We start from the raw sequence: 18,719 nt of genomic DNA on the forward strand, positions 1-18,719 counted from the left end.
AAAAGGATGACTATCGGCTTTAATGGTACGCGCTGGACTCAGTGGATTTGCGCGGCAGGTCAATCATCCGCAGTAGAAAGAGACTTTCCTCTTTCGCGTGCTTTTTTCTCTTCAATATCGAAACCGTGCTCAAAAAGAGCCATGTCAAACAGTCTGCCGGTTGGGTACGGCAGCTGTGCCTTTTTGGTTTTCAGGGTCGGAAATTCCAGCTTCATTTCTTCTATGATTTTGGCTAGCGCTGTAAGTCCTTTGCCACTGACTGTTCCTACGTCAGCTCGATATGGATATAGATTGACGCGACCAGCTTTGAAAAATCTATCTAGCGCAGGGTACTCGCCCCATACGCCTAATAAGATTTTAGTAATCAAGGTGTCAGTCCAGGATACCTTTGCTCCTTCGAAGGCCTTTATCGAGGCCACGACAGAGTCGAGTAATGCCTGGTTGCGCCTTAACTGTTTTTGGTCAACTGAAGGAGAGAAGTCTTTAAGCGTCAACTCAAAAAGCTTGGGGCCGTCACCCTTGAATAATATTCTGGCTAGATCTTTCATTAGGTCCAGATTGCTATTTTTCAGCAGTCTTGAAGAACCTCGGTACATTCCCCAGTTCGCCAGATAGAAACCCAGATGCAGTGCTGTCATCTCTATCTGCTTTTTAGACGTCAGGGCTCCCCAGTTTCCTTCGAAGGTCCAAATATATTCCCAGAGAAACTCCCAAGCCTGGAGGCGGGGGTATTCGTGGTTTTCTATTCTGCTGTAATACGCGAGGGTGTAAGCCTTCGAATCAAATGGCATCTGCTTTCTCCTGATGGCCATAACGCACAAAAAAACCCCCGATAAACCAGCGGTCTATCGGGGGCTTCTTCAGCAGGCGCCTTGCAGCGCCCACCCGCTCAGCTTATTGGCAAGCTTCGCAATCCGGTTCGTCGATGGCGCAGGCCTTTGGCACTGGCGCCGGTCCGGCTGGAGCAGCCAGGACCGAGTCGTCACCGTGGTTGCCGCCAGCGGAAACCGCGTTCAGCTTGCCGGTGTTGACGGTCGACTTCTCGGTGCTGGTCGCGGCCAGGGCACGGAGGTAGTAGGTGGTCTTCAGGCCACGGTACCAAGCCATGCGGTAGGTCACGTCCAGCTTCTTGCCCGAGGCGCCGGCGATGTACAGGTTCAGCGACTGAGCCTGGTCGATCCACTTCTGGCGACGGCTGGCGGCATCGACAATCCACTTGGTGTCCACTTCGAACGCGGTGGCATAGAGCTCCTTGAGTTCTTGCGGGATGCGCTCGATCTGCTGCACCGAACCGTCGTAGTACTTCAGGTCGTTGATCATGACCGAGTCCCACAGGCCGCGGGCCTTGAGGTCGCGAACCAGGTACGGGTTGATCACGGTGAATTCGCCCGACAGGTTCGATTTCACGTACAGGTTCTGGTAGGTCGGTTCGATCGACTGCGACACGCCGGTGATGTTGGCGATAGTGGCGGTCGGTGCGATGGCCATGATGTTCGAGTTGCGGATGCCTTTCTGCACACGGGCGCGAACCGGTGCCCAGTCCAGGGTTTCCTTCAGGTCGACGTCGATGTACTTCTCGCCGCGCTGGGCAATCAGGATCTGTTGCGAGTCCAGCGGCAGGATGCCTTGGGACCACAGCGAACCCTGGAACGTCTCGTAGGCGCCACGCTCGTCGGCCAGGTCGCAGGAAGCCTGGATCGCGTAGTAGCTGACCGCTTCCATGGACTTGTCGGCGAACTCGACCGCGGCATCGGAACCGTACGGGATGTGCTGCAGGTACAAGGCGTCCTGGAAGCCCATGATGCCCAGGCCGACCGGACGGTGCTTGAAGTTGGAGTTCTTCGCCTGTGGCACCGAGTAGTAGTTGATGTCGATCACGTTGTCGAGCATGCGCACAGCGGTGTTCACGGTGCGTTGCAGCTTGGCGGTGTCCAGCTTGCCGTCGACGATGTGGTTCGGCAGGTTGATCGAGCCCAGGTTGCAGACCGCGATCTCGTCCTTGTTGGTGTTCAGGGTGATCTCGGTGCACAGGTTCGAGCTGTGGACCACGCCCACGTGCTGCTGCGGGCTGCGCAGGTTGCACGGGTCCTTGAAGGTCAGCCATGGGTGGCCGGTTTCGAACAGCATCGACAGCATCTTGCGCCACAGGTCTTTGGCCTGGACGACTTTGAACAGCTTGATCTTGTTGTACTCGGTCAGGGCTTCGTAGTACTCGTAGCGCTCTTCGAAAGCCTTGCCGGTCAGGTCGTGCAGGTCCGGCACTTCGGATGGCGAGAACAGGGTCCACTTGCCGTCATCGAAGACGCGCTTCATGAACAGGTCGGGGATCCAGTTGGCGGTGTTCATGTCGTGGGTACGACGACGGTCATCACCGGTGTTCTTGCGCAGCTCGATGAACTCTTCGATGTCCATGTGCCAGGTTTCCAGGTAGGCGCAGACCGCGCCCTTGCGCTTGCCGCCCTGGTTGACCGCGACTGCGGTGTCGTTGACCACTTTGAGGAACGGCACGACGCCCTGGGATTTGCCGTTGGTGCCCTTGATGTACGAGCCCAATGCGCGAACCGGGGTCCAGTCGTTGCCCAGGCCACCGGCGAATTTCGACAGCATGGCGTTGTCGTGGATCGCGCCGTAGATGCCCGACAGGTCATCCGGAACGGTGGTCAGGTAGCAGCTCGACAGCTGCGGACGCAGGGTGCCGGCGTTGAACAAGGTTGGGGTCGAGGCCATGTAGTCGAAGGACGACAACAGGTTGTAGAACTCGATCGCGCGGTCTTCACGCTGTTTCTCTTCGATCGCCAGGCCCATGGCCACGCGCATGAAGAAGATCTGCGGCAGTTCGAAGCGCACGCCATCCTTGTGGATGAAGTAACGGTCGTAGAGGGTTTGCAGGCCCAGGTAGGTGAACTGCTGGTCGCGCTCGTGGTTGATCGCCTTGCCGAGTTTTTCCAGGTCGAATTCGGCCAGGACAGGGTTCAGCAATTCGTACTCGATACCCTTGGCGACGTAGGCCGGCAGGGCCTTGGCGTAGAGGTCGGCCATTTCGTGGTGGGTCGCGCTCTCGGCGACTTCCAGGAAGCTCAGGCCTTCGGCGCGCAGGGTGTCCATCAGCAGGCGTGCGGTCACGAACGAGTAGTTCGGCTCGCGTTCCACCAGGGTCCGCGCGGTCATCACCAGTGCGGTGTTGACGTCCTTCAGGGCGACGCCGTCATAGAGGTTCTTCAGGGTTTCGCGCTGGATCAGGTCGCCATCGACTTCTTCCAGGCCTTCGCAGGCCTCGGTGACGATGGTGTTCAGGCGGCCCATGTCCAGCGGCGCCAGGCTGCCGTCGGCGCGTGCGATGCGGATCGAAGGGTGGGCCTGGACCGGTGCGTCGGCAGGGGAACGGGTAGCACGTTCCTTGGCGCGGGAGTCACGGTAGATCACGTAGTCGCGAGCTACTTTCTGCTCGCCGGCACGCATCAGGGCCAGTTCGACCTGGTCCTGGATTTCTTCGATGTGGATGGTGCCGCCCGACGGCATGCGACGCTTGAAGGTCGCGGTGACCTGTTCGGTCAGGCGGGCGACGGTGTCGTGGATTCGCGACGAGGCGGCAGCGGTGCCGCCCTCAACTGCGAGGAACGCTTTGGTGATGGCGACGGTAATCTTGTCATCGGTGTAGGGAACGACAGTGCCGTTACGCTTGATCACGCGCAGTTGACCCGGCGCGGTGGCGGACAGATCCGGGCTCGAATCGGCGGCCAGCGGCGCGGTGCCCTGCGGGTTCTCGCGAGTTGTGTCGGTGTGCATGGGTGTCTCCACGTTCTCTATGTTTATTTGGGCACCATCACGGTGCCCACCGTTCCGTCCTGAAGCACTACAACCGACTGGCGCCGGGTATAACAACTTCGGGACAGTAGGACGCGGGCCTGTGGCGTCGCGTCCATCCGAAGTTCTTGGGTCGCGAGCCTGGGCTCTAGACCGGGTTTGCTAAGGTGGCAGCAAAGGACTGCAACACCCGTACCGTTCCGGTCGTTTTCGACCTGGGAAACGGTTGCCATCCGCAGGGGCGGTTCTGGACTTGGAAAACTGCGGTGTTGCAGGAGGACAGAGGCAAGAAAAGCGCTTGAATTCTCTATCCGACTTGTGTTTGGTTTTTGGCCTGAAACCCTACATGTAGGGTTTTTTACGCGGCGGGCTACAAGATAATGCGTTTTTGGACATGAATCAACGTGCTGCCTGTGGATAAGCCTGTGCGTAATTTGTGTGCGAAACGTGGAACTGCTCTGTAGGCCGCGACCTAGCTGGAGCGAGCCTTTTTTCAACGATTTTGACGACTCGAAAACAGCCCGGAGTTTTTTGCGGGCGCGGACGTTACCACACAAATCCAGCCCGACCGAACGCATTTGTCCGCTTGTTTTCTACGCAGGTCGCGTTTATACAATCGGCCGGTGCGTGGGCGTGTTTATCCTCCTTTAAGATGACAAAAAAACGGGAGGATGCAGATTTCCAAGCGGGCACGGGATAGTGCTGATCCTTCTTTTATATTCACAGCAAGACGAGGCCCCCCGTGGAACAAGAAGCCTGGCAGATTTTGATCGTCGAGGATGACCAGCGTCTGGCCGAGCTGACCCGCGAGTACTTGGAGAGCAATGGCCTGCACGTCGCCATCGAAGGCAACGGCGCGGTGGCGGCGCAACGGATCATCGACGAGCAGCCGGACCTGGTCATCCTCGACCTGATGCTGCCTGGCGAAGACGGCCTGAGCATTTGCCGCAAGGTGCGCGAACACTTCAACGGACCGATCCTGATGCTGACGGCGCGTACCGATGACACCGACCAGATCCAAGGCCTGGACCTTGGGGCCGATGACTACGTCTGCAAGCCGGTGCGCCCACGCCTGTTGCTGGCGCGCATCCAGGCCCTGTTGCGGCGCAGTGAGCCGGAACCGTCGGTGCCGCAGAAACCGCGGCGCCTGGAATTCGGCCCGCTGGTGGTGGACGACGCCTTGCGTGAAGCCTGGTTGCAGGGCAACGGTATCGAACTGACCAGCGCCGAATTCGACCTGTTGTGGCTGCTGGTGTCCAATGCCGGGCGCATCCTGTCCCGGGAAGAAATCTTCACCGCCCTGCGCGGCATCGGCTACGACGGCCAGGATCGCTCCATCGACGTGCGCATCTCGCGCATCCGCCCCAAGATCGGCGACGACCCCGACCATCCACGACTGATCAAGACCATTCGCAGCAAAGGCTACCTGTTCGTGCCTGAAGCTTGCGTAGACGCCGCTCCGTGAACTCGATCTTCCTGCGGATCTATGGCGGCATGTGCGCGGCGCTGGTGTTGGTCGCGGTACTTGGCGTGCTGGCGCTGCACCAGCTTAATCAGACGCGCGCCGAGCAGTACCGCGAGCGCCTGGCCCACGGGACGTTTTCCTTGATGGCCGATAATTTGCGGCCAATGAATGACACCGAGCGCCGTCGAGCGTTGGCGGTGTGGGCGCGCCTGCTGGGCATTCCGCTGGAACTGCAGGTGCTCAGCCAGGGCGACCTCGACCTGGGCCAGCGCACCCGAGTATTGCGCGGGCAGGTCCTGGTGGAGCAGACCGGCCCCCACGCGGCCAAGGTCTATCGGTTGGTCAGCGATGGCGAGCAATTGACGTTGGTAGGCGAAGTTCGCCAGATCAGCGAGCAATTGGCCCGGGCGACAATCTATTTGCTGGCCGACGAGCTGGTGCGCTACCCCGTGGCCGAGCAGCCCGAGCGGCTTGCGCAACTCAAACAGGAAAAGGGCTTCGGTTTCGACCTGCGCCTGATGACCGTCGACCAGGCGGACATGGATGAAGACCAGCGTCGGCGGGTGTCCGAGGGCGACACGGTGATGGCGCTGGGCAAGGGTGGCGACTCGATCCGGGTATTCGCCGGGATGGTCGGCACGCCGTGGGTCCTGGAGATCGGCCCGTTGTACCAGATGAATCCTTATCCGCCCGAATGGCTGGTGCTGATCGCGGCGCTGGGCTTGAGCCTGATCGGCTTGATCGTCTACTTGCTGGTGCGTCAGTTGGAGCGACGCTTGCGCGGCCTGGAATCAGCCGCCACCCAGATCGCCCAGGGCAGCCTGGAAACCCGCGTGCCGGCCCGGGGCGCCGATTCGGTGGGGCGCCTGGCCGCTGCGTTCAATGGCATGGCCGAGCACTTGCAGCAATTGTTGGCGATCCAGCGGGAGTTGGTGCGCGCGGTGTCCCACGAATTGCGCACGCCGGTGGCGCGCCTGCGCTTCGGCCTGGAAATGCTCGGCAGCGCCAGCACGCCCGAGGCCCGCGATAAATACCTGGCCGGCATGGACCACGACATCGAAGATCTGGATCGCCTGGTAGACGAGATGCTGACGTATGCGCGCCTGGAGCAAGGCTCGCCGGCGTTGAATTTCCAGCGGGTGGATCTGGATGCGCTGGTCAATCAGGTCATAGAAGAATTGGGGCCTTTGCGCGCCGGGATCACGGTGGAGCGTGGCCTGTGCCTGTCCGCCGCCGATTGCGACGGCGCCTGGGTCGAGGCCGAGCCGCGTTTCCTGCATCGCGCCCTGCAGAATCTGGTGGGCAATGCCATGCGCCATGCCAGATCCCGGGTCACCGTGAGTTACCAGGTCGGCCAACTGCGCTGCCGGGTCGATGTCGAGGATGACGGGCCGGGTGTGCCGGAGGCCGCGTGGGAACGGGTATTCAAGCCGTTCCTGCGCCTGGACGACAGCCGGGCGCGAGCGTCGGGCGGCCACGGACTGGGGCTGTCGATCGTGCGGCGGATCATCCACTGGCACGATGGCCGCGCGCTGATCAACAGAAGCAAAAGCCTGGGCGGGGCATGTTTCAGCTTGAGTTGGCCGAGGCATCAGGATCGGTCTTGAAAGGTGCGGCGCTCCAGATCTACGCGTCTCGGGCCTCGATCCCTACCAGGCTCAGCAACTGCCCATCCTTGAGCCCAAACTGCCCTTGCAACTCGCTGCCATGACGCCACTCGGGCGACAGGTCGGTCAGGAGCCGCAGGCGCACTTGCCCGTCGTGGGACCACTCCAGCACTTCGGCATGCTCGAAATAGAAACGCTGCCCGACAATCGGGTACAGCGCCTTGAACAGGCTTTCCTTGACTGAGAAGGTCAACGTTACCAGCAGCGCCCGGTCGTCGCGCGCAACCGTCGCCATGCGTAGCAGTTCAGCGGGAGTGAGGATCTCACCCACCAGTCGCTCGGCGCGCTCGGGGTCGAGCAGGTTTTCCAGGTCCATGCCCAGCCCTTGCCAGCGTCTTTTTTGCGCAACGATGGCCGCCGCCCGGCCGGTACTGTGGGTGATCGAACCGCTGACATGAGCAGGCCACACCGGGGCGCGGTCCTCGCCGATGGCGGGAACACACGCCATGCCGTCAAGCCGATGCAAGGCCGCCCGGGCGCAGATTCGCCCGGCGAGGAATTCCGCCTGGCGCTTGGCGACCGAGCGTTGGATGCTCGCCGGCGGTTCGATGGCGCTGTCCGGGAAATCAGTCGCGACGAGCAGCAGCGGATCGAAGCGAGTACTGAGCAGCACTGTATCGGACAGGGCGTCGGGCAGCAGCCAATGATTGTCCAGAGGCGAGCAGCAGGCGGGCAGGGCGGGGATCGGGTTCATGCCGCGCATTTTGCCGGGTTGGCTGGAGGCTGGGTAGTGGGCCTAGCCTGGTGAATAAAAGAGCGGTTGGTTTTTGTGGCGAGGGAGCAAGGTCCCTCGCCACCAAAACAACATTTTTTCAGCTGAATGAAGTGTTCTCAGCCAAAAATCTTCTTGAAGAACTTCTGCATATCCGCCCACGATTTCTCATCGGCTTCCTTGTTGTAGCCAATGTCTGGCCCGCCATGCTCGCCGTGGCTCAGGCGATCGGCGTCGGGGTTGCTGAAACCGTGCTTGGCGCCGTCGAGGCTGACGAACTCATACTTGGCGCCGGCCTTGTCCATCTCGCTCTTGAAAGCGGTCACGTTGTCTTCGGTGACCATGCTGTCCAGCGCGCCGTGCTCCACCAGGATCTTGGCCTTGACGCTTCCCGGGGTGGCTGGCGTGTTGGTGACCAGGGCACCGTGGAAACTCACCACGCCGGCCAGCGGGACACCTTGGCGCGCGGCGTCCAACACCACCTTGCCGCCGAAGCAATAGCCGATGGCGGCGAGCTTGTCCGGATCGGTCTGGGGTTGTTTCTTCAAGAGGTCCAGCCCGGCCTGGAAGCGCGCGCTGGCCGCCTTGCCGTCCTTGAGCGCTGCCTGCATGAAGGCCAGGGCGTCCTTGGGATGCTCGGTGTTCTTGCCGTCGCCGTACATGTCGATGGCCAGGGCACTGTAGCCCAGGCCGGCAAGGTCACGGGCGCGACGCTTGGCGTAATCGTTCAGCCCCCACCATTCATGCACCACCACCACGCCCGGGCGCGGGCCCTTGATCGCATCGTCGTAGGCGTAATAGCCGACCAGCTTCGTGCCGTCGGCGCTGGTGTAGGGAATCTCCTGGGTCTGGATGGCGGCGTGGCTTGCGCCAGTCAAGGCCAGAAGTACAACAGCAAGCAACCTGCGCATGATCGATCTCCTTAAAAAAGTGGTGCACACAGACTAGCCGATTCGTTCAGCCCAGGTTCAGAGAACGTTCAAGAGGGGTTCAGGGAGCAATGGCTATCGTGGCGGCGACTTCACACAACCATCGCTTCAAAAGGAACCTGATCATGACCCATATGAAAACACTGCTGTTGGCCTTCACCGTGTTGGGTGCCAGCGCCATGGCCCACGCCGATGACAACTTCGCCAGCCTGACCCTCGGCCAGACCAGCGACAAGGTCAAGAAGTCCAGCGCCCTGGACCAGAACCTGAACAACCCGAACGCCGACGGCGTGATCGGCAAGGACACCACCTATGGCCTGCGCCTCGGCCGGCAGAACGATCAAGGTCGCTACTACGCCACCTATGACAACGTGTCGGGCAGTCACAACGGCATCAAGTTGCGCCAGGAAAACCTGCTGGGCAGCTATGACGTGTTCTATCCAGTCACCAGCAGCACCAAACTGTTCGGGGGTGGGACGGCGGGCCTGACCAAATTGACCCAGGACTCGCCAGGTTTCAGCCGCGACACCGATATCGGCTATGCGGTGGGCTTGCAAGGCGGCGTCCTGCAACAAATTTCGCAAAACACCTCGGTGGAACTGGGGTACCGTTACCTGCGCAGCAATGCCAGCACTGAAATGAGCCCGCACAATGGCGCCAAGGTCGGCTCGCTGGACCTGACCAGCAGCGCCCAGACCTACCTGTCGGCGAACTACACGTTCTAGCTGGCAGGAGATGGAAACGTGCAGCCGGGTCGGCCCAAGACGATCCGGCGCCTTGTTTGACATGGCTGTTCTGAATCGCCTGGGAGAGGCCCCATGAAACTATTGGTTGTCGAAGACGAAGCGCTGTTGCGTCATCACCTGCAAACCCGTCTCACCGACAGCGGGCATGTGGTGCAGGCCGTGGCCAATGCCGAAGAAGCCTTGTACCAGGTCCGCGAATTCAATCATGACCTGGCGGTGATCGACCTGGGCCTGCCGGGCATCAGCGGCCTGGAACTGATTCGCCGCCTGCGCTCACAGGACAAGTCCTTCCCGATCCTGATCCTGACCGCCCGCGGCAATTGGCAGGACAAGGTCGAAGGCCTTGCCGCCGGGGCCGACGACTACCTGGTCAAGCCTTTCCAGTTCGAAGAGCTGGAGGCGCGGCTCAACGCCCTGCTGCGTCGCTCCAGCGGTTTCACCCAGTCGACCATCGTCGCCGGTCCGTTGCAGCTGGACCTCAACCGCAAGCAGGCGTCCCTCGACGAAGAGCCGCTGGCGCTGACGGCCTACGAGTACCGCATCCTGGAATACCTGATGCGCCATCACCAGCAAGTGGTTGCCAAGGACCGCTTGATGGAGCAGCTGTACCCGGATGACGACGAGCGCGATCCCAATGTCATCGAAGTACTGGTCGGACGCCTGCGCCGCAAACTCGAAGCCCCGGCCGGCTTCAAGCCGATCGACACCGTGCGGGGCCTGGGTTACCTGTTCAACGAGCGCTGCCAGTGATCCGTTCGCTTCGACTGCGCTTGATGCTGGCCGCCATGACCCTGGCGGTGCTGTTCATGCTGGCGTTGTTGCCGGCGATGCAAGGGGCGTTCAGCCTGGCCTTGCAGGAATCCATCGAGCAGCGCCTGGCCTCGGATGTGACCACGCTGATATCCGCCGCCCGGGTGGAAAACAATCGACTGAAGATGCCGGCGCAGTTGCCGGACGAGCGATACAACCTCGCCGACGCGCGCCTGCTGGGCTACATCTATGACCGGGAGGGACGGTTGGTCTGGCGGTCGAAGGCGACCCAGGAAGAGCGCATCAATTACTCGCCGCGTTATGACGGGCAGGGCAACCAGTTCGCTCGTATCCGCGAGGACAACGGCCAGGAATTCTTCGTCTATGACGTCGAGGTCAAGCTGCTGGGCGGCCAGAGCGCGGCGTTCAGTATCGTTACCCTGCAGCCGGTGCGCGATTATGAAATCACCTTGCAAGGGCTGCGGGACAATCTTTACCTGGGGTTCGGCGCTGCCCTGTTGGTATTGCTGGCGCTGTTGTGGATCGGCCTGACCTGGGGCTTGCGCGCCTTGCGACGCCTGAGCCAGGAGTTGGATGAAATCGAAGCCGGCACCCGCGAAAGCCTCAGCACCGCCCACCCCCGCGAGCTGTTGCGCCTGACCGGCTCCCTCAACCGCCTGCTGCACAGCGAGCGCGAGCAGCGCAGCCGTTATCGAGACTCCCTCGATGACCTGGCCCACAGCTTGAAAACCCCCCTGGCGGTACTGCAAGGCGTCAGCGAAGACATGGCCCGGCGGCCGCAGGATCGTGGTCAGGCTTGGGTGCTGCAAACCCAGATCGAACGCATGAGCCAGCAGATCGGCTATCAGTTGCAGCGCGCCAGCCTGCGTAAAAGCGGCCTGGTGCGCCACCAGGTGCCCCTGCGCCCGGTCCTGCAAAGCCTGTGCGACACCCTCGACAAGGTCTATCGGGACAAACGCGTGCAGGTCGAATTCGATTTGCCGGAGCATTGCCAGGTGCCAATCGAACAAGGCGCGCTGCTGGAAATGCTCGGCAACCTCTTGGAGAACGCCTACCGGCTATGCCTGGGGGAAGTCCGGGTCAGCCTGCAGGAGGTCCTCGGCGGTACGGAACTGAGCGTCGAGGACGATGGACCGGGCGTGCCGCCGGACCAGCGTGCGCGGATTCTCCAGCGAGGCGAAAGGCTGGATCGCCAGCATCCGGGGCAGGGGATCGGGTTGGCGGTGGTCAAGGACATCATCGAAAGCTACGGCGCGCGGTTGACCCTGGGGGATTCGGAATTGGGCGGGGCGGCGTTCCGGATTCATTTTCCGGTGGTTTGATTGGAATATTCTCGGTGTGTTCGAGGGAACCGCTCAGTTTTCCTGCTCCCGATAAGCCCCGGGCGTCAACCCCGTCCACTTCTTGAACGCCCGATGAAACGCCGATGGCTCGGAGAACCCCAACTGCTCGGCAATCTGCTGCAACGACAGGTCCGCGCGCCCCAAATGGTAGATGGCGATATCCCGCCGCAACTGATCCTTGAGCTCCTGGAAGCTGGTGCCTTCTTCGCGAAGATGCCGGCGCAGCGTCTGGGCGCTGGTATGCAGATGCGCGGCGACGGTGTCCAGGTCGGGCCAGCGCGCCGTGTCGCGGCTGAGCAGGCGACGCAGTTGACTGGTCAGGCTGTGGCCGTCGTCCGGGCGCGACAGCAGGTCGGCGGGGGAGCGTTCGAGGAAATACTTCAGGGTTCGCTCGTCCTGCAGCAACGGCATTTCCAAGTAGCGGCCATGGAACAACACGCTGCTGCGGGGGGCCTCGAATACCAGTGGGCAGGGGAACAGTAGATCGTATTCCGCGCCATGGCTGGGCCTGGCATAGCTGAAGGTCGCCTGTTCAAGGCCGATCCGCTGGCCGATCAGCCAACTGCCGAGGCGATGCCAGATGACCAGCAGGCTTTCAGCCAGGAAGTGATCGGGGTCGCGCAGCGTCGACTCGTCCAGGCTTAACCGTACCCGGTCGCCTTCGGTTTCCAGCGTCAGGCTCGGCGCATCGGGAAACAGGCTGTAGAACAACAAGCCCCGCTGCAGGGCTTTGCCCAGGGTCCGACAGTGAATCAACGTGTGACACATCATGGCAAACGTCCCGGGTTTACTCGGTGCCTGGCCAAATCCCAGGAACTCGTCGCCCAGATCCGCCCATAGCGCTTGCAACAGGCGGGCGAACTGCTCCGGGGCGATTCGCGCTCGCGGTTCATCGAGCAGTTCCTGGCTGATGCCCAATCGTTGCAGCAAGGGAAGGTAGTCAAACCCTTCCCGGCGCGCCCCGCCCAGGGCTGCGCGGGCGAAGTGGCTGGCAATGGTGCGTTGGCGCATGGCTCAAATCCGTCCGTTAAGCGGGCGATGGTAGCAGGGCGTCCGAGCCGGGCAAGGCGGATATCCGCCAAATCCAGGAGTGAGAAACCGCGTCTTGGCGGATATCCGCCATCCTTCGCCACCTGTTTAATCGACGATGAATAAACAAAAGCGTGATGCGACGCGGGTTGTAGGGCATTTCTGAAAAATGGCACGGGCCTTGCGATGCCCTGTGCAGGTCTGCCGCGTGCAGCCGACAAAACAAATCCCTCCAGTGCAGGAGGGTTCGCAATTGAGGTGTCGTGGACAACAGGTGGATGTTGTCACACGGGACTTTTGAGGAAAGTTTGCCATGACGACTCGTCAGCCCCTGTACAAATCCCTGTATTTCCAGGTGATCGTAGCCATTGCCATCGGCATTTTGCTCGGCCACTTCTACCCGCAGACCGGCGTTGCCCTCAAGCCGTTCGGTGACGGGTTCATCAAATTGATCAAAATGGTCATCGCCCCGATCATTTTCTGTACCGTCGTCAGCGGCATCGGCGGCATGCAGAACATGAAGTCGGTGGGCAAGACCGGCGGCTATGCGCTGCTGTACTTCGAAATCGTTTCCACCATCGCCCTGCTGATCGGCCTGGTCGTGGTCAACGTCGTGCAACCGGGCGCCGGCATGCACATCGACGTGTCGACCCTGGACACCAGCAAGATCGCCGGTTTCATCAGTGCCAGTAAAGACCAGAGCATCATCGCCTTCATCCTCAACGTGATCCCGAACACCATCGTGGGTGCGTTCGCCAACGGCGACATCCTGCAAGTGCTGATGTTCTCGGTGCTCTTCGGTTTCGCCCTGCATCGCCTGGGTTCGTACGGCAAACCGGTGCTGGATTTCATCGACCGTTTCGCCCACGTGATGTTCATCATCATCAACATGATCATGAAGCTGGCCCCGATCGGTGCGTTCGGTGCCATGGCCTTTACCATCGGCGCCTACGGTGTCGGTTCGCTGGTGCAACTGGGCCAGCTGATGATCTGTTTCTACATCACTTGCGTAGTGTTCGTGCTGGTGGTGCTGGGCGCCATCTGCCGCGCCCATGGCTTCAGCGTGGTCAAGCTGATTCGCTACATCCGTGAAGAGCTGCTGATCGTGCTGGGTACTTCTTCTTCTGAATCGGCGCTGCCACGCATGCTGATCAAGATGGAGCGCCTGGGCGCCAAGAAGTCCGTGGTGGGCCTGGTCATCCCGACTGGCTACTCGTTCAACCTCGACGGTACTTCGATCTACCTGACCATGGCCGCGGTGTTCATCGCCCAGGCCACCGACACCCCGATGGACCTGACTCACCAGATCACCCTGTTGCTGGTACTGCTGCTGTCGTCCAAGGGGGCCGCCGGCGTAACCGGTAGCGGCTTCATCGTGCTGGCGGCCACGCTGTCGGCCGTGGGCACCTTGCCGGTTGCCGGCCTGGCGTTGATCCTGGGTATCGACCGCTTCATGTCCGAAGCCCGCGCCCTGACCAACCTGGTGGGTAATGCCGTCGCCACGATCGTGGTTGCCAAGTGGGTCAAGGAGCTGGACGAAGACCAGTTGCAGACCGAACTGGCTTCCGGTGGTCGCGGTATCTCCGACGTGCGCGAAGACGACGACGCGGTTGCCGCGCCAGAAAGCGCTCTGCCAACCAAGTAAGCTTCAGCCTGCAATAAAAAACCCGCTTCGGCGGGTTTTTTAGTGGGCGCAATCTGGATGAAGAGGCTTCGCCATGAGCGGATTTGTCAGCCCGAACGACCCCCCTGGTGATTGCTCCGTCGCCAGCCGCTGCCTAGGCTTGGATGCATATCAAGGCGGAGATCTTTCCATGCAAGGTCCACTGGCATCGCTCAAGGTACTGGATTTTTCGACCCTGCTGCCGGGGCCGTTCGCCTCGCTGTTGCTGGCGGACATGGGGGCCGAGGTGCTGCGGGTCGAATCGCCAGACCGTCCGGATCTGCTGCGGATCCTGCCGCCCCATGACCAGGGCGTCTCAGCCAGCCATGCGTATCTCAACCGCAACAAGCGCAGCCTGGCCCTGGACCTCAAGCAACCAGAGGCGCTGGAAATCATCAGGCAGCTACTGAACGACCATGACATCGTCCTGGAACAGTTCCGCCCCGGCGTGATGGAGCGGTTGGGCTTGGGCTATGAAGCCTTGAAGGCGATCAATCCGAGGCTGATTTATGTCTCGATTACCGGCTACGGCCAGACCGGTCCCTACAAGGCGCGCGCCGGCCACGATATCAATTACCTGGCCCTGGCGGGTTTGGCGAGCCACACCGGCCGTGCCGGCAGCGGCCCGTTGCCGCTGGGGATCCAGGCGGCGGACATCGCTGGCGGTTCATTGCACGGGGTGATCGGGCTGTTGGCGGCGGTGATCGCCCGTCAGCAGACTGGGTTGGGCCAGCACCTGGATGTGAGCATGACCGACTGCGCATTCAGCCTCAACGCACTGGCCGGCGCCGGTTACCTGGCTTGCGGTATGACGCCTGGGTGGGAAAACCATGTGCTCAACGGCGGCAGCTTCTATGACTATTACCGCAGCCGTGATGGTCGGTGGATGGCGGTGGGCAGCCTGGAGCCGGCGTTCATGCAGGCGCTCTGCGCGGCGTTTGGGCGACCGGAGCTGGCGGGCCAGGGGCTTTCGCCCAAGCCTGAACAGCAACACGCCCTCAAGCTGGCTCTGCAAGCCGAGTTCGAAAAACATGATTTTGCCGAGTTGTGCAGCATGTTTGCCGGAATTGATGCCTGCGTCGAGCCGGTGCTGGGGCTGGACGAGGCGCTTGAGCATCCCCAGTTGAAGGCTCGGGAACTGGTCACGCAAGTGCCCCGTGGCGATGGCTCGCGACAGCCGCAGATCGCCTGTCCATTGAAGTTTTCCGAAGGGCTGCCCGAGCCGCGGCATATCGGCGCGAGCTTGGGGGCGCATACGGACCAGGTGCTGGGGGAGTTGGGGTTCAGTGATGAGCGGATTGCCCAGTTGCGCGATGGCAATGTGATTTTGTAAGGCCAGCCCAGACATCCAAAAGCCTGCTATTCCACCCTGGTCTCCCCGCTGAACACCAACGTATTGCGGCAACTGCGGCACAAATATCGCCGCCCCTGGCGCACCAGGCGATGGCGTTGCGCCGTGAACGGGAAATCGCTGCCGTCGCAAGGGCATCTATAGATATAGCGGGTCGCGGTGCGGCGCTGGATCTCGTAGGTGTGGCAACGGTTGGGCGGCAGCTCGTAGACCCCGCGCATGATCAGTTGCCATTCTTCACCATGGGCCTGGATGCGGTCGCCGAACAGTTGGTGGGCGATCAGGTGCGCGACCTCGTGGGCTACCGTCTGCTTGAGGAAGTCCTCGGCGTTTTCCTGGTACAGCTGTGGATTGAAGCGCAGCAGGTTTTCGTGAAGGTGCGCGACACCGGCCTTCTGGCCACGCAACTTGAGGCTGACCACCGGGCGTTTGAAAGGACGTTTGAAAAAGGATTCGGCTTGTTGGTAACACTCTTCGACGCGGGTATTGAGTTGCTCGAGCATGCTTTACGGGTCTCCAGAAACGCGAGTATGCCGCAAGCGCTGGCCGTTGCGAATCGTCGAGGCGCCCAGTGGTCGCCTCGACGGGTCCAGGCACAGAGGAAGGCCGCCTTGCGGCGGCCTGTGATGGCAGATCGTTTGTTGTTGGAGAACCTCAATCCTTCAATTGGTGTAGACCGGACCAACGCCCAGCCCCCAGACAATCACGGTGAACGCCATGATAGCCACCAGCACGACCAGGCCGACGGCGAGCACCGAGCTGGAAAACAGAAAGCCTTCGTCCTGGGGAATGTTCATGAACGTCGGCAGGCCCACGTACAACAGATAGACCGTGTAGCAGATCGCTGCGGTGCCGACGATCATCCCCAGCCACATGTGGGGATAGAGCGCCGCCAGGCCGCCGATGAACAACGGTGTCGCGGTGTAGGTGGCAAACGCGACGCAGCGGGCCAGGCTCGGGTTGGCGTCATAGGTGCGTGCCATCCAGTGGATGAACGCCCCCATCACCGCTACGCCGCCCAGCATCGCCAGGTACGACATGATGGTCATCCACAGCGCGCTTTCCTGGGTGAGCATGACCGGTGGACGATTGCCGATGACCCATCCCACCTGAGTAGTGCCGATGAACGCCGAGACCGCGGGGATGGCCGCAAGGATCAGCGTGTGGGTGAGGTACATGTGGCTGATGCTTTCCTCCTGATCGCCACGGATTTCCTTCCATTCTTGATCAGGGTGGGTAAAGAGCCCCACGACATGATGGATCATAGTCAGTCACTCCTTTGTTATTGCCATCGCCCCCCAACGGAGCGCCTACGGGCCAAGTGGCCGGGTAAGTTAAGGTCTGTAAGTGTGTGCGACCTTATGCCGCAGTATAGAAAGGAGTGGGCGCCAAGGGGATGGGCGGCTTAGAGCAAATCGCGCTGTAACGAAGCGGGTTAATCGCGGCGTGATCTGTGCGCTGAACCTTACGCCAGGCAAATGTTCCTGTGGCGGGGGAGCTTGCTCCCGCTCGGCTGCGAAGCAGACGCCAACAGCACCACCCCAGAGGGTCGCTTCGCAACCTAGCGGGAGCAAGCCCCCTCGGCACAAAGGGTCGTGCCATGGCACATATTTTTTGCGTAAAATGCCCGCCTTTCGTCACACCTCACGGATTTCGCGTCATGGGCACTCTTACGGTCAACCAGAACAAACTGCAAAAGCGCCTGCGCCGCCTGGCCGGTGAGGCGGTCGCCGACTACAACATGATCGAGGACGGCGACAAGGTGATGGTCTGCCTGTCTGGCGGCAAGGACAGCTACACCTTGCTCGACGTGCTGATGCATTTGCAGAAGGTTGCACCGATCAAGTTCGAGATCGTCGCGGTGAACATGGACCAGAAGCAGCCCGGGTTCCCGGAGCATGTGCTGCCGGCCTACCTGGAGTCGCTGGGCGTTGAATACCATATCGTCGAGAAAGACACCTACTCGGTGGTCAAGGAGCTGATTCCTGAAGGCAAGACCACCTGTTCGCTGTGCTCACGCTTGCGCCGCGGAACGCTCTACACCTTCGCCGACGAGATCGGCGCGACCAAGATGGCCCTGGGTCATCACCGCGACGACATCGTCGAGACCTTCTTCCTCAACATGTTCTACAACGGCTCGCTCAAGGCCATGCCGCCCAAGCTGCGGGCCGACGACGGGCGCAACGTGGTGATTCGCCCGTTGGCCTATTGCAATGAGAAAGACATCCAAGCCTATTCCGATTTCAAGCAGTTCCCGATCATTCCCTGCAACCTGTGCGGCTCCCAGGAAAACCTGCAGCGCCAGGTGGTCAAGGAAATGCTCCAGGAATGGGAGCGCAAGACCCCGGGGCGTACCGAGAGCATTTTCCGCGGCCTGCAAAACGTCATCCCGTCGCAACTGGCGGACCGCAACCTGTTCGACTTCACCAACCTGCGCATCGACGAAAACGCCACGCCGCGATTCGTCAATGTGGTGAACCTCTGACGATTTCAGCGATAGCTATTCACGGCGCTTGAGAGCGCCGTTTTTATTTTTAACCCATGGGAGAGGGCATGCGCGATTACAAGTGGCTGCACGAGTATTGTCTGAACCGCTTCGGTTCGGCGGCTGAACTGGAAGCCCACCTGCCTGTACCCAAGACTCCGGCGCAACTGCGCAAAATCAGCGATGACCGCTATCTCTCGACCCTGGCGCTGCGGGTGTTCCGCGCCGGGCTCAAGCACAGCCTGGTGGACGCCAAGTGGCCGGCCTTCGAAGAGGTGTTCTTCAAGTTCGACCCGGAGAAAGTCGTGCTGATGAGCGCCGAGCACCTGGAGCGGCTGATGCAGGATGCCAGGATCATCCGCCACCTGGGCAAGCTCAAGAGCGTGCCTCGCAACGCGCAGTTGATACTGGACGTGGCCCATGAAAAGGGCAGCTTCGGTGCGTTGATCGCCGACTGGCCGGTGACCGACATTGTCGGCCTGTGGACCTACCTGAAAAAGCACGGCCATCAACTGGGCGGCCTGTCGGCGCCGCGCTTCTTGCGGATGATGGGCAAAGACACCTTTGTGCCCAGTTACGACGTCGTGGCGGCACTCAACGCCCAGGACATCATCGACAAGGTCCCCAGCAGCCTGCGGGACCTGGCAACGGTGCAGAATGCCTTCAACCAGTGGCATGAAGAGAGTGGCGGTCGACCGATGTCGCAGATTTCGATGATGCTGGCTTACACCGTGAATCATTGAGACCGGGTTGC

16 protein-coding genes are annotated in these 18,719 nt (G+C 61.1%); 9 read left to right on the forward strand and 7 right to left on the reverse strand.

The annotated features are described in order from the left end of the window. Window positions 1–59 precede the first annotated feature (59 nt). Together VQ575_RS06790 and VQ575_RS06795 are read right to left on the reverse strand one after the other, a co-directional pair. Window positions 60–791: a hypothetical protein gene (locus tag VQ575_RS06790; protein ID WP_198725489.1), complete on the reverse strand. Its 732-nt coding sequence runs from the start codon at window positions 789–791 to the stop codon at window positions 60–62. A 103-nt stretch (window positions 792–894) separates the two neighbouring features. Beyond that, window positions 895–3,786 (reverse strand): ribonucleoside-diphosphate reductase subunit alpha, encoded by a 2,892-nt coding sequence (locus VQ575_RS06795; protein WP_325919342.1) that lies wholly within the window; start codon window positions 3,784–3,786, stop codon window positions 895–897. A gap of 760 nt (window positions 3,787–4,546) precedes the next feature. Between VQ575_RS06795 and VQ575_RS06800 the strand changes: the two genes are divergently transcribed. Both VQ575_RS06800 and VQ575_RS06805 read left to right on the forward strand, forming a co-directional pair. Then, on the forward strand, window positions 4,547–5,269 hold the full coding sequence (locus VQ575_RS06800; protein ID WP_325919343.1) for a response regulator transcription factor: 723 nt from the start codon (window positions 4,547–4,549) through the stop codon (window positions 5,267–5,269). Continuing rightward, window positions 5,266–6,876 carry an ATP-binding protein gene (locus VQ575_RS06805; protein WP_039591887.1) on the forward strand — a complete coding sequence of 537 codons (1,611 nt, stop codon included), beginning with the start codon at window positions 5,266–5,268 and terminating at the stop codon, window positions 6,874–6,876. The genes VQ575_RS06800 and VQ575_RS06805 overlap by 4 nt, the downstream gene beginning before the upstream one ends. A 19-nt stretch (window positions 6,877–6,895) precedes the next feature. Here VQ575_RS06805 and VQ575_RS06810 read toward each other — a convergent pair whose 3' ends face one another. Together VQ575_RS06810 and VQ575_RS06815 are read right to left on the reverse strand one after the other, a co-directional pair. After that, window positions 6,896–7,630, reverse strand: a complete 735-nt coding sequence (locus VQ575_RS06810; RefSeq protein ID WP_325919344.1) for a 4'-phosphopantetheinyl transferase family protein — start codon at window positions 7,628–7,630, stop codon at window positions 6,896–6,898. A gap of 137 nt (window positions 7,631–7,767) precedes the next feature. Then, the gene (locus VQ575_RS06815) at window positions 7,768–8,559 is read right to left on the reverse strand and encodes a dienelactone hydrolase family protein (protein ID WP_039591889.1); all 792 of its coding nucleotides are present in this window, start codon (window positions 8,557–8,559) and stop codon (window positions 7,768–7,770) included. Window positions 8,560–8,702: 143 nt separating this feature from the next. Between VQ575_RS06815 and VQ575_RS06820 the strand changes: the two genes are divergently transcribed. The 3 genes from VQ575_RS06820 (at window position 8,703) to VQ575_RS06830 (ending at window position 11,416) form a co-directional block, all read left to right on the forward strand. Beyond that, complete coding sequence (locus tag VQ575_RS06820) at window positions 8,703–9,302, forward strand: membrane protein (RefSeq protein WP_045156691.1); 600 nt, start codon at window positions 8,703–8,705, stop codon at window positions 9,300–9,302. 93 nt (window positions 9,303–9,395) lie between these two features. Then, window positions 9,396–10,073: a response regulator gene (locus VQ575_RS06825; RefSeq protein WP_039591890.1), complete on the forward strand. Its 678-nt coding sequence runs from the start codon at window positions 9,396–9,398 to the stop codon at window positions 10,071–10,073. Then, complete coding sequence (locus VQ575_RS06830; RefSeq protein ID WP_039591891.1) at window positions 10,070–11,416, forward strand: ATP-binding protein; 1,347 nt, start codon at window positions 10,070–10,072, stop codon at window positions 11,414–11,416. Before VQ575_RS06825 ends, VQ575_RS06830 begins: the two co-directional genes overlap by 4 nt. A 33-nt stretch (window positions 11,417–11,449) precedes the next feature. Here VQ575_RS06830 and VQ575_RS06835 read toward each other — a convergent pair whose 3' ends face one another. Further along, entirely contained in the window at window positions 11,450–12,448 is a 999-nt protein-coding gene (locus tag VQ575_RS06835) for an AraC family transcriptional regulator (RefSeq protein ID WP_325919346.1), read from the reverse strand. Between the two features lie 331 nt (window positions 12,449–12,779). Between VQ575_RS06835 and VQ575_RS06840 the strand changes: the two genes are divergently transcribed. Beyond that, window positions 12,780–14,111, forward strand: coding sequence for a dicarboxylate/amino acid:cation symporter (locus tag VQ575_RS06840; RefSeq protein ID WP_039591893.1), 1,332 nt, complete (start codon window positions 12,780–12,782; stop codon window positions 14,109–14,111). Between the two features lie 169 nt (window positions 14,112–14,280). Then, a complete protein-coding gene (locus VQ575_RS06845; protein ID WP_325919347.1) occupies window positions 14,281–15,462 on the forward strand; it encodes a CaiB/BaiF CoA transferase family protein in 1,182 nt (393 codons plus the stop codon). Between the two features lie 26 nt (window positions 15,463–15,488). On the opposite strand, the gene VQ575_RS06850 is transcribed toward VQ575_RS06845, so the two are convergent. Further along, window positions 15,489–15,983, reverse strand: coding sequence for a SprT family zinc-dependent metalloprotease (locus tag VQ575_RS06850; RefSeq protein ID WP_039591895.1), 495 nt, complete (start codon window positions 15,981–15,983; stop codon window positions 15,489–15,491). 159 nt (window positions 15,984–16,142) lie between these two features. Next, window positions 16,143–16,745, reverse strand: a complete 603-nt coding sequence (locus tag VQ575_RS06855) for a Yip1 family protein (RefSeq protein WP_039591896.1) — start codon at window positions 16,743–16,745, stop codon at window positions 16,143–16,145. A gap of 395 nt (window positions 16,746–17,140) precedes the next feature. Between VQ575_RS06855 and ttcA the strand changes: the two genes are divergently transcribed. Further along, window positions 17,141–17,965, forward strand: coding sequence for a tRNA 2-thiocytidine(32) synthetase TtcA (ttcA, locus tag VQ575_RS06860; protein ID WP_039591897.1), 825 nt, complete (start codon window positions 17,141–17,143; stop codon window positions 17,963–17,965). Window positions 17,966–18,033: 68 nt separating this feature from the next. Next, window positions 18,034–18,708, forward strand: a complete 675-nt coding sequence (locus VQ575_RS06865) for a DNA-3-methyladenine glycosylase I (RefSeq protein ID WP_039591898.1) — start codon at window positions 18,034–18,036, stop codon at window positions 18,706–18,708. Window positions 18,709–18,719 lie beyond the last annotated feature (11 nt).

Origin of the sequence: Pseudomonas frederiksbergensis (assembly GCF_035751725.1) — a bacterium.
GTDB classification, from domain to species: domain Bacteria; phylum Pseudomonadota; class Gammaproteobacteria; order Pseudomonadales; family Pseudomonadaceae; genus Aquipseudomonas; species Aquipseudomonas frederiksbergensis_A.

Coding starts and splice junctions, on each gene's coding strand:
- VQ575_RS06790 (WP_198725489.1), bottom strand. CDS start 791: ATGCCATTTGATTCGAAGGCTTACACCCTCGCGTATTACAGCAGAATA.
- VQ575_RS06795 (WP_325919342.1), bottom strand. CDS start 3,786: ATGCACACCGACACAACTCGCGAGAACCCGCAGGGCACCGCGCCGCTG.
- VQ575_RS06810 (WP_325919344.1), bottom strand. CDS start 7,630: ATGAACCCGATCCCCGCCCTGCCCGCCTGCTGCTCGCCTCTGGACAAT.
- VQ575_RS06815 (WP_039591889.1), bottom strand. CDS start 8,559: ATGCGCAGGTTGCTTGCTGTTGTACTTCTGGCCTTGACTGGCGCAAGC.
- VQ575_RS06820 (WP_045156691.1), top strand. CDS start 8,703: ATGACCCATATGAAAACACTGCTGTTGGCCTTCACCGTGTTGGGTGCC.
- VQ575_RS06825 (WP_039591890.1), top strand. CDS start 9,396: ATGAAACTATTGGTTGTCGAAGACGAAGCGCTGTTGCGTCATCACCTG.
- VQ575_RS06835 (WP_325919346.1), bottom strand. CDS start 12,448: ATGCGCCAACGCACCATTGCCAGCCACTTCGCCCGCGCAGCCCTGGGC.
- VQ575_RS06840 (WP_039591893.1), top strand. CDS start 12,780: ATGACGACTCGTCAGCCCCTGTACAAATCCCTGTATTTCCAGGTGATC.
- VQ575_RS06845 (WP_325919347.1), top strand. CDS start 14,281: ATGCAAGGTCCACTGGCATCGCTCAAGGTACTGGATTTTTCGACCCTG.
- VQ575_RS06850 (WP_039591895.1), bottom strand. CDS start 15,983: ATGCTCGAGCAACTCAATACCCGCGTCGAAGAGTGTTACCAACAAGCC.
- VQ575_RS06855 (WP_039591896.1), bottom strand. CDS start 16,745: ATGATCCATCATGTCGTGGGGCTCTTTACCCACCCTGATCAAGAATGG.
- ttcA (WP_039591897.1), top strand. CDS start 17,141: ATGGGCACTCTTACGGTCAACCAGAACAAACTGCAAAAGCGCCTGCGC.
- VQ575_RS06865 (WP_039591898.1), top strand. CDS start 18,034: ATGCGCGATTACAAGTGGCTGCACGAGTATTGTCTGAACCGCTTCGGT.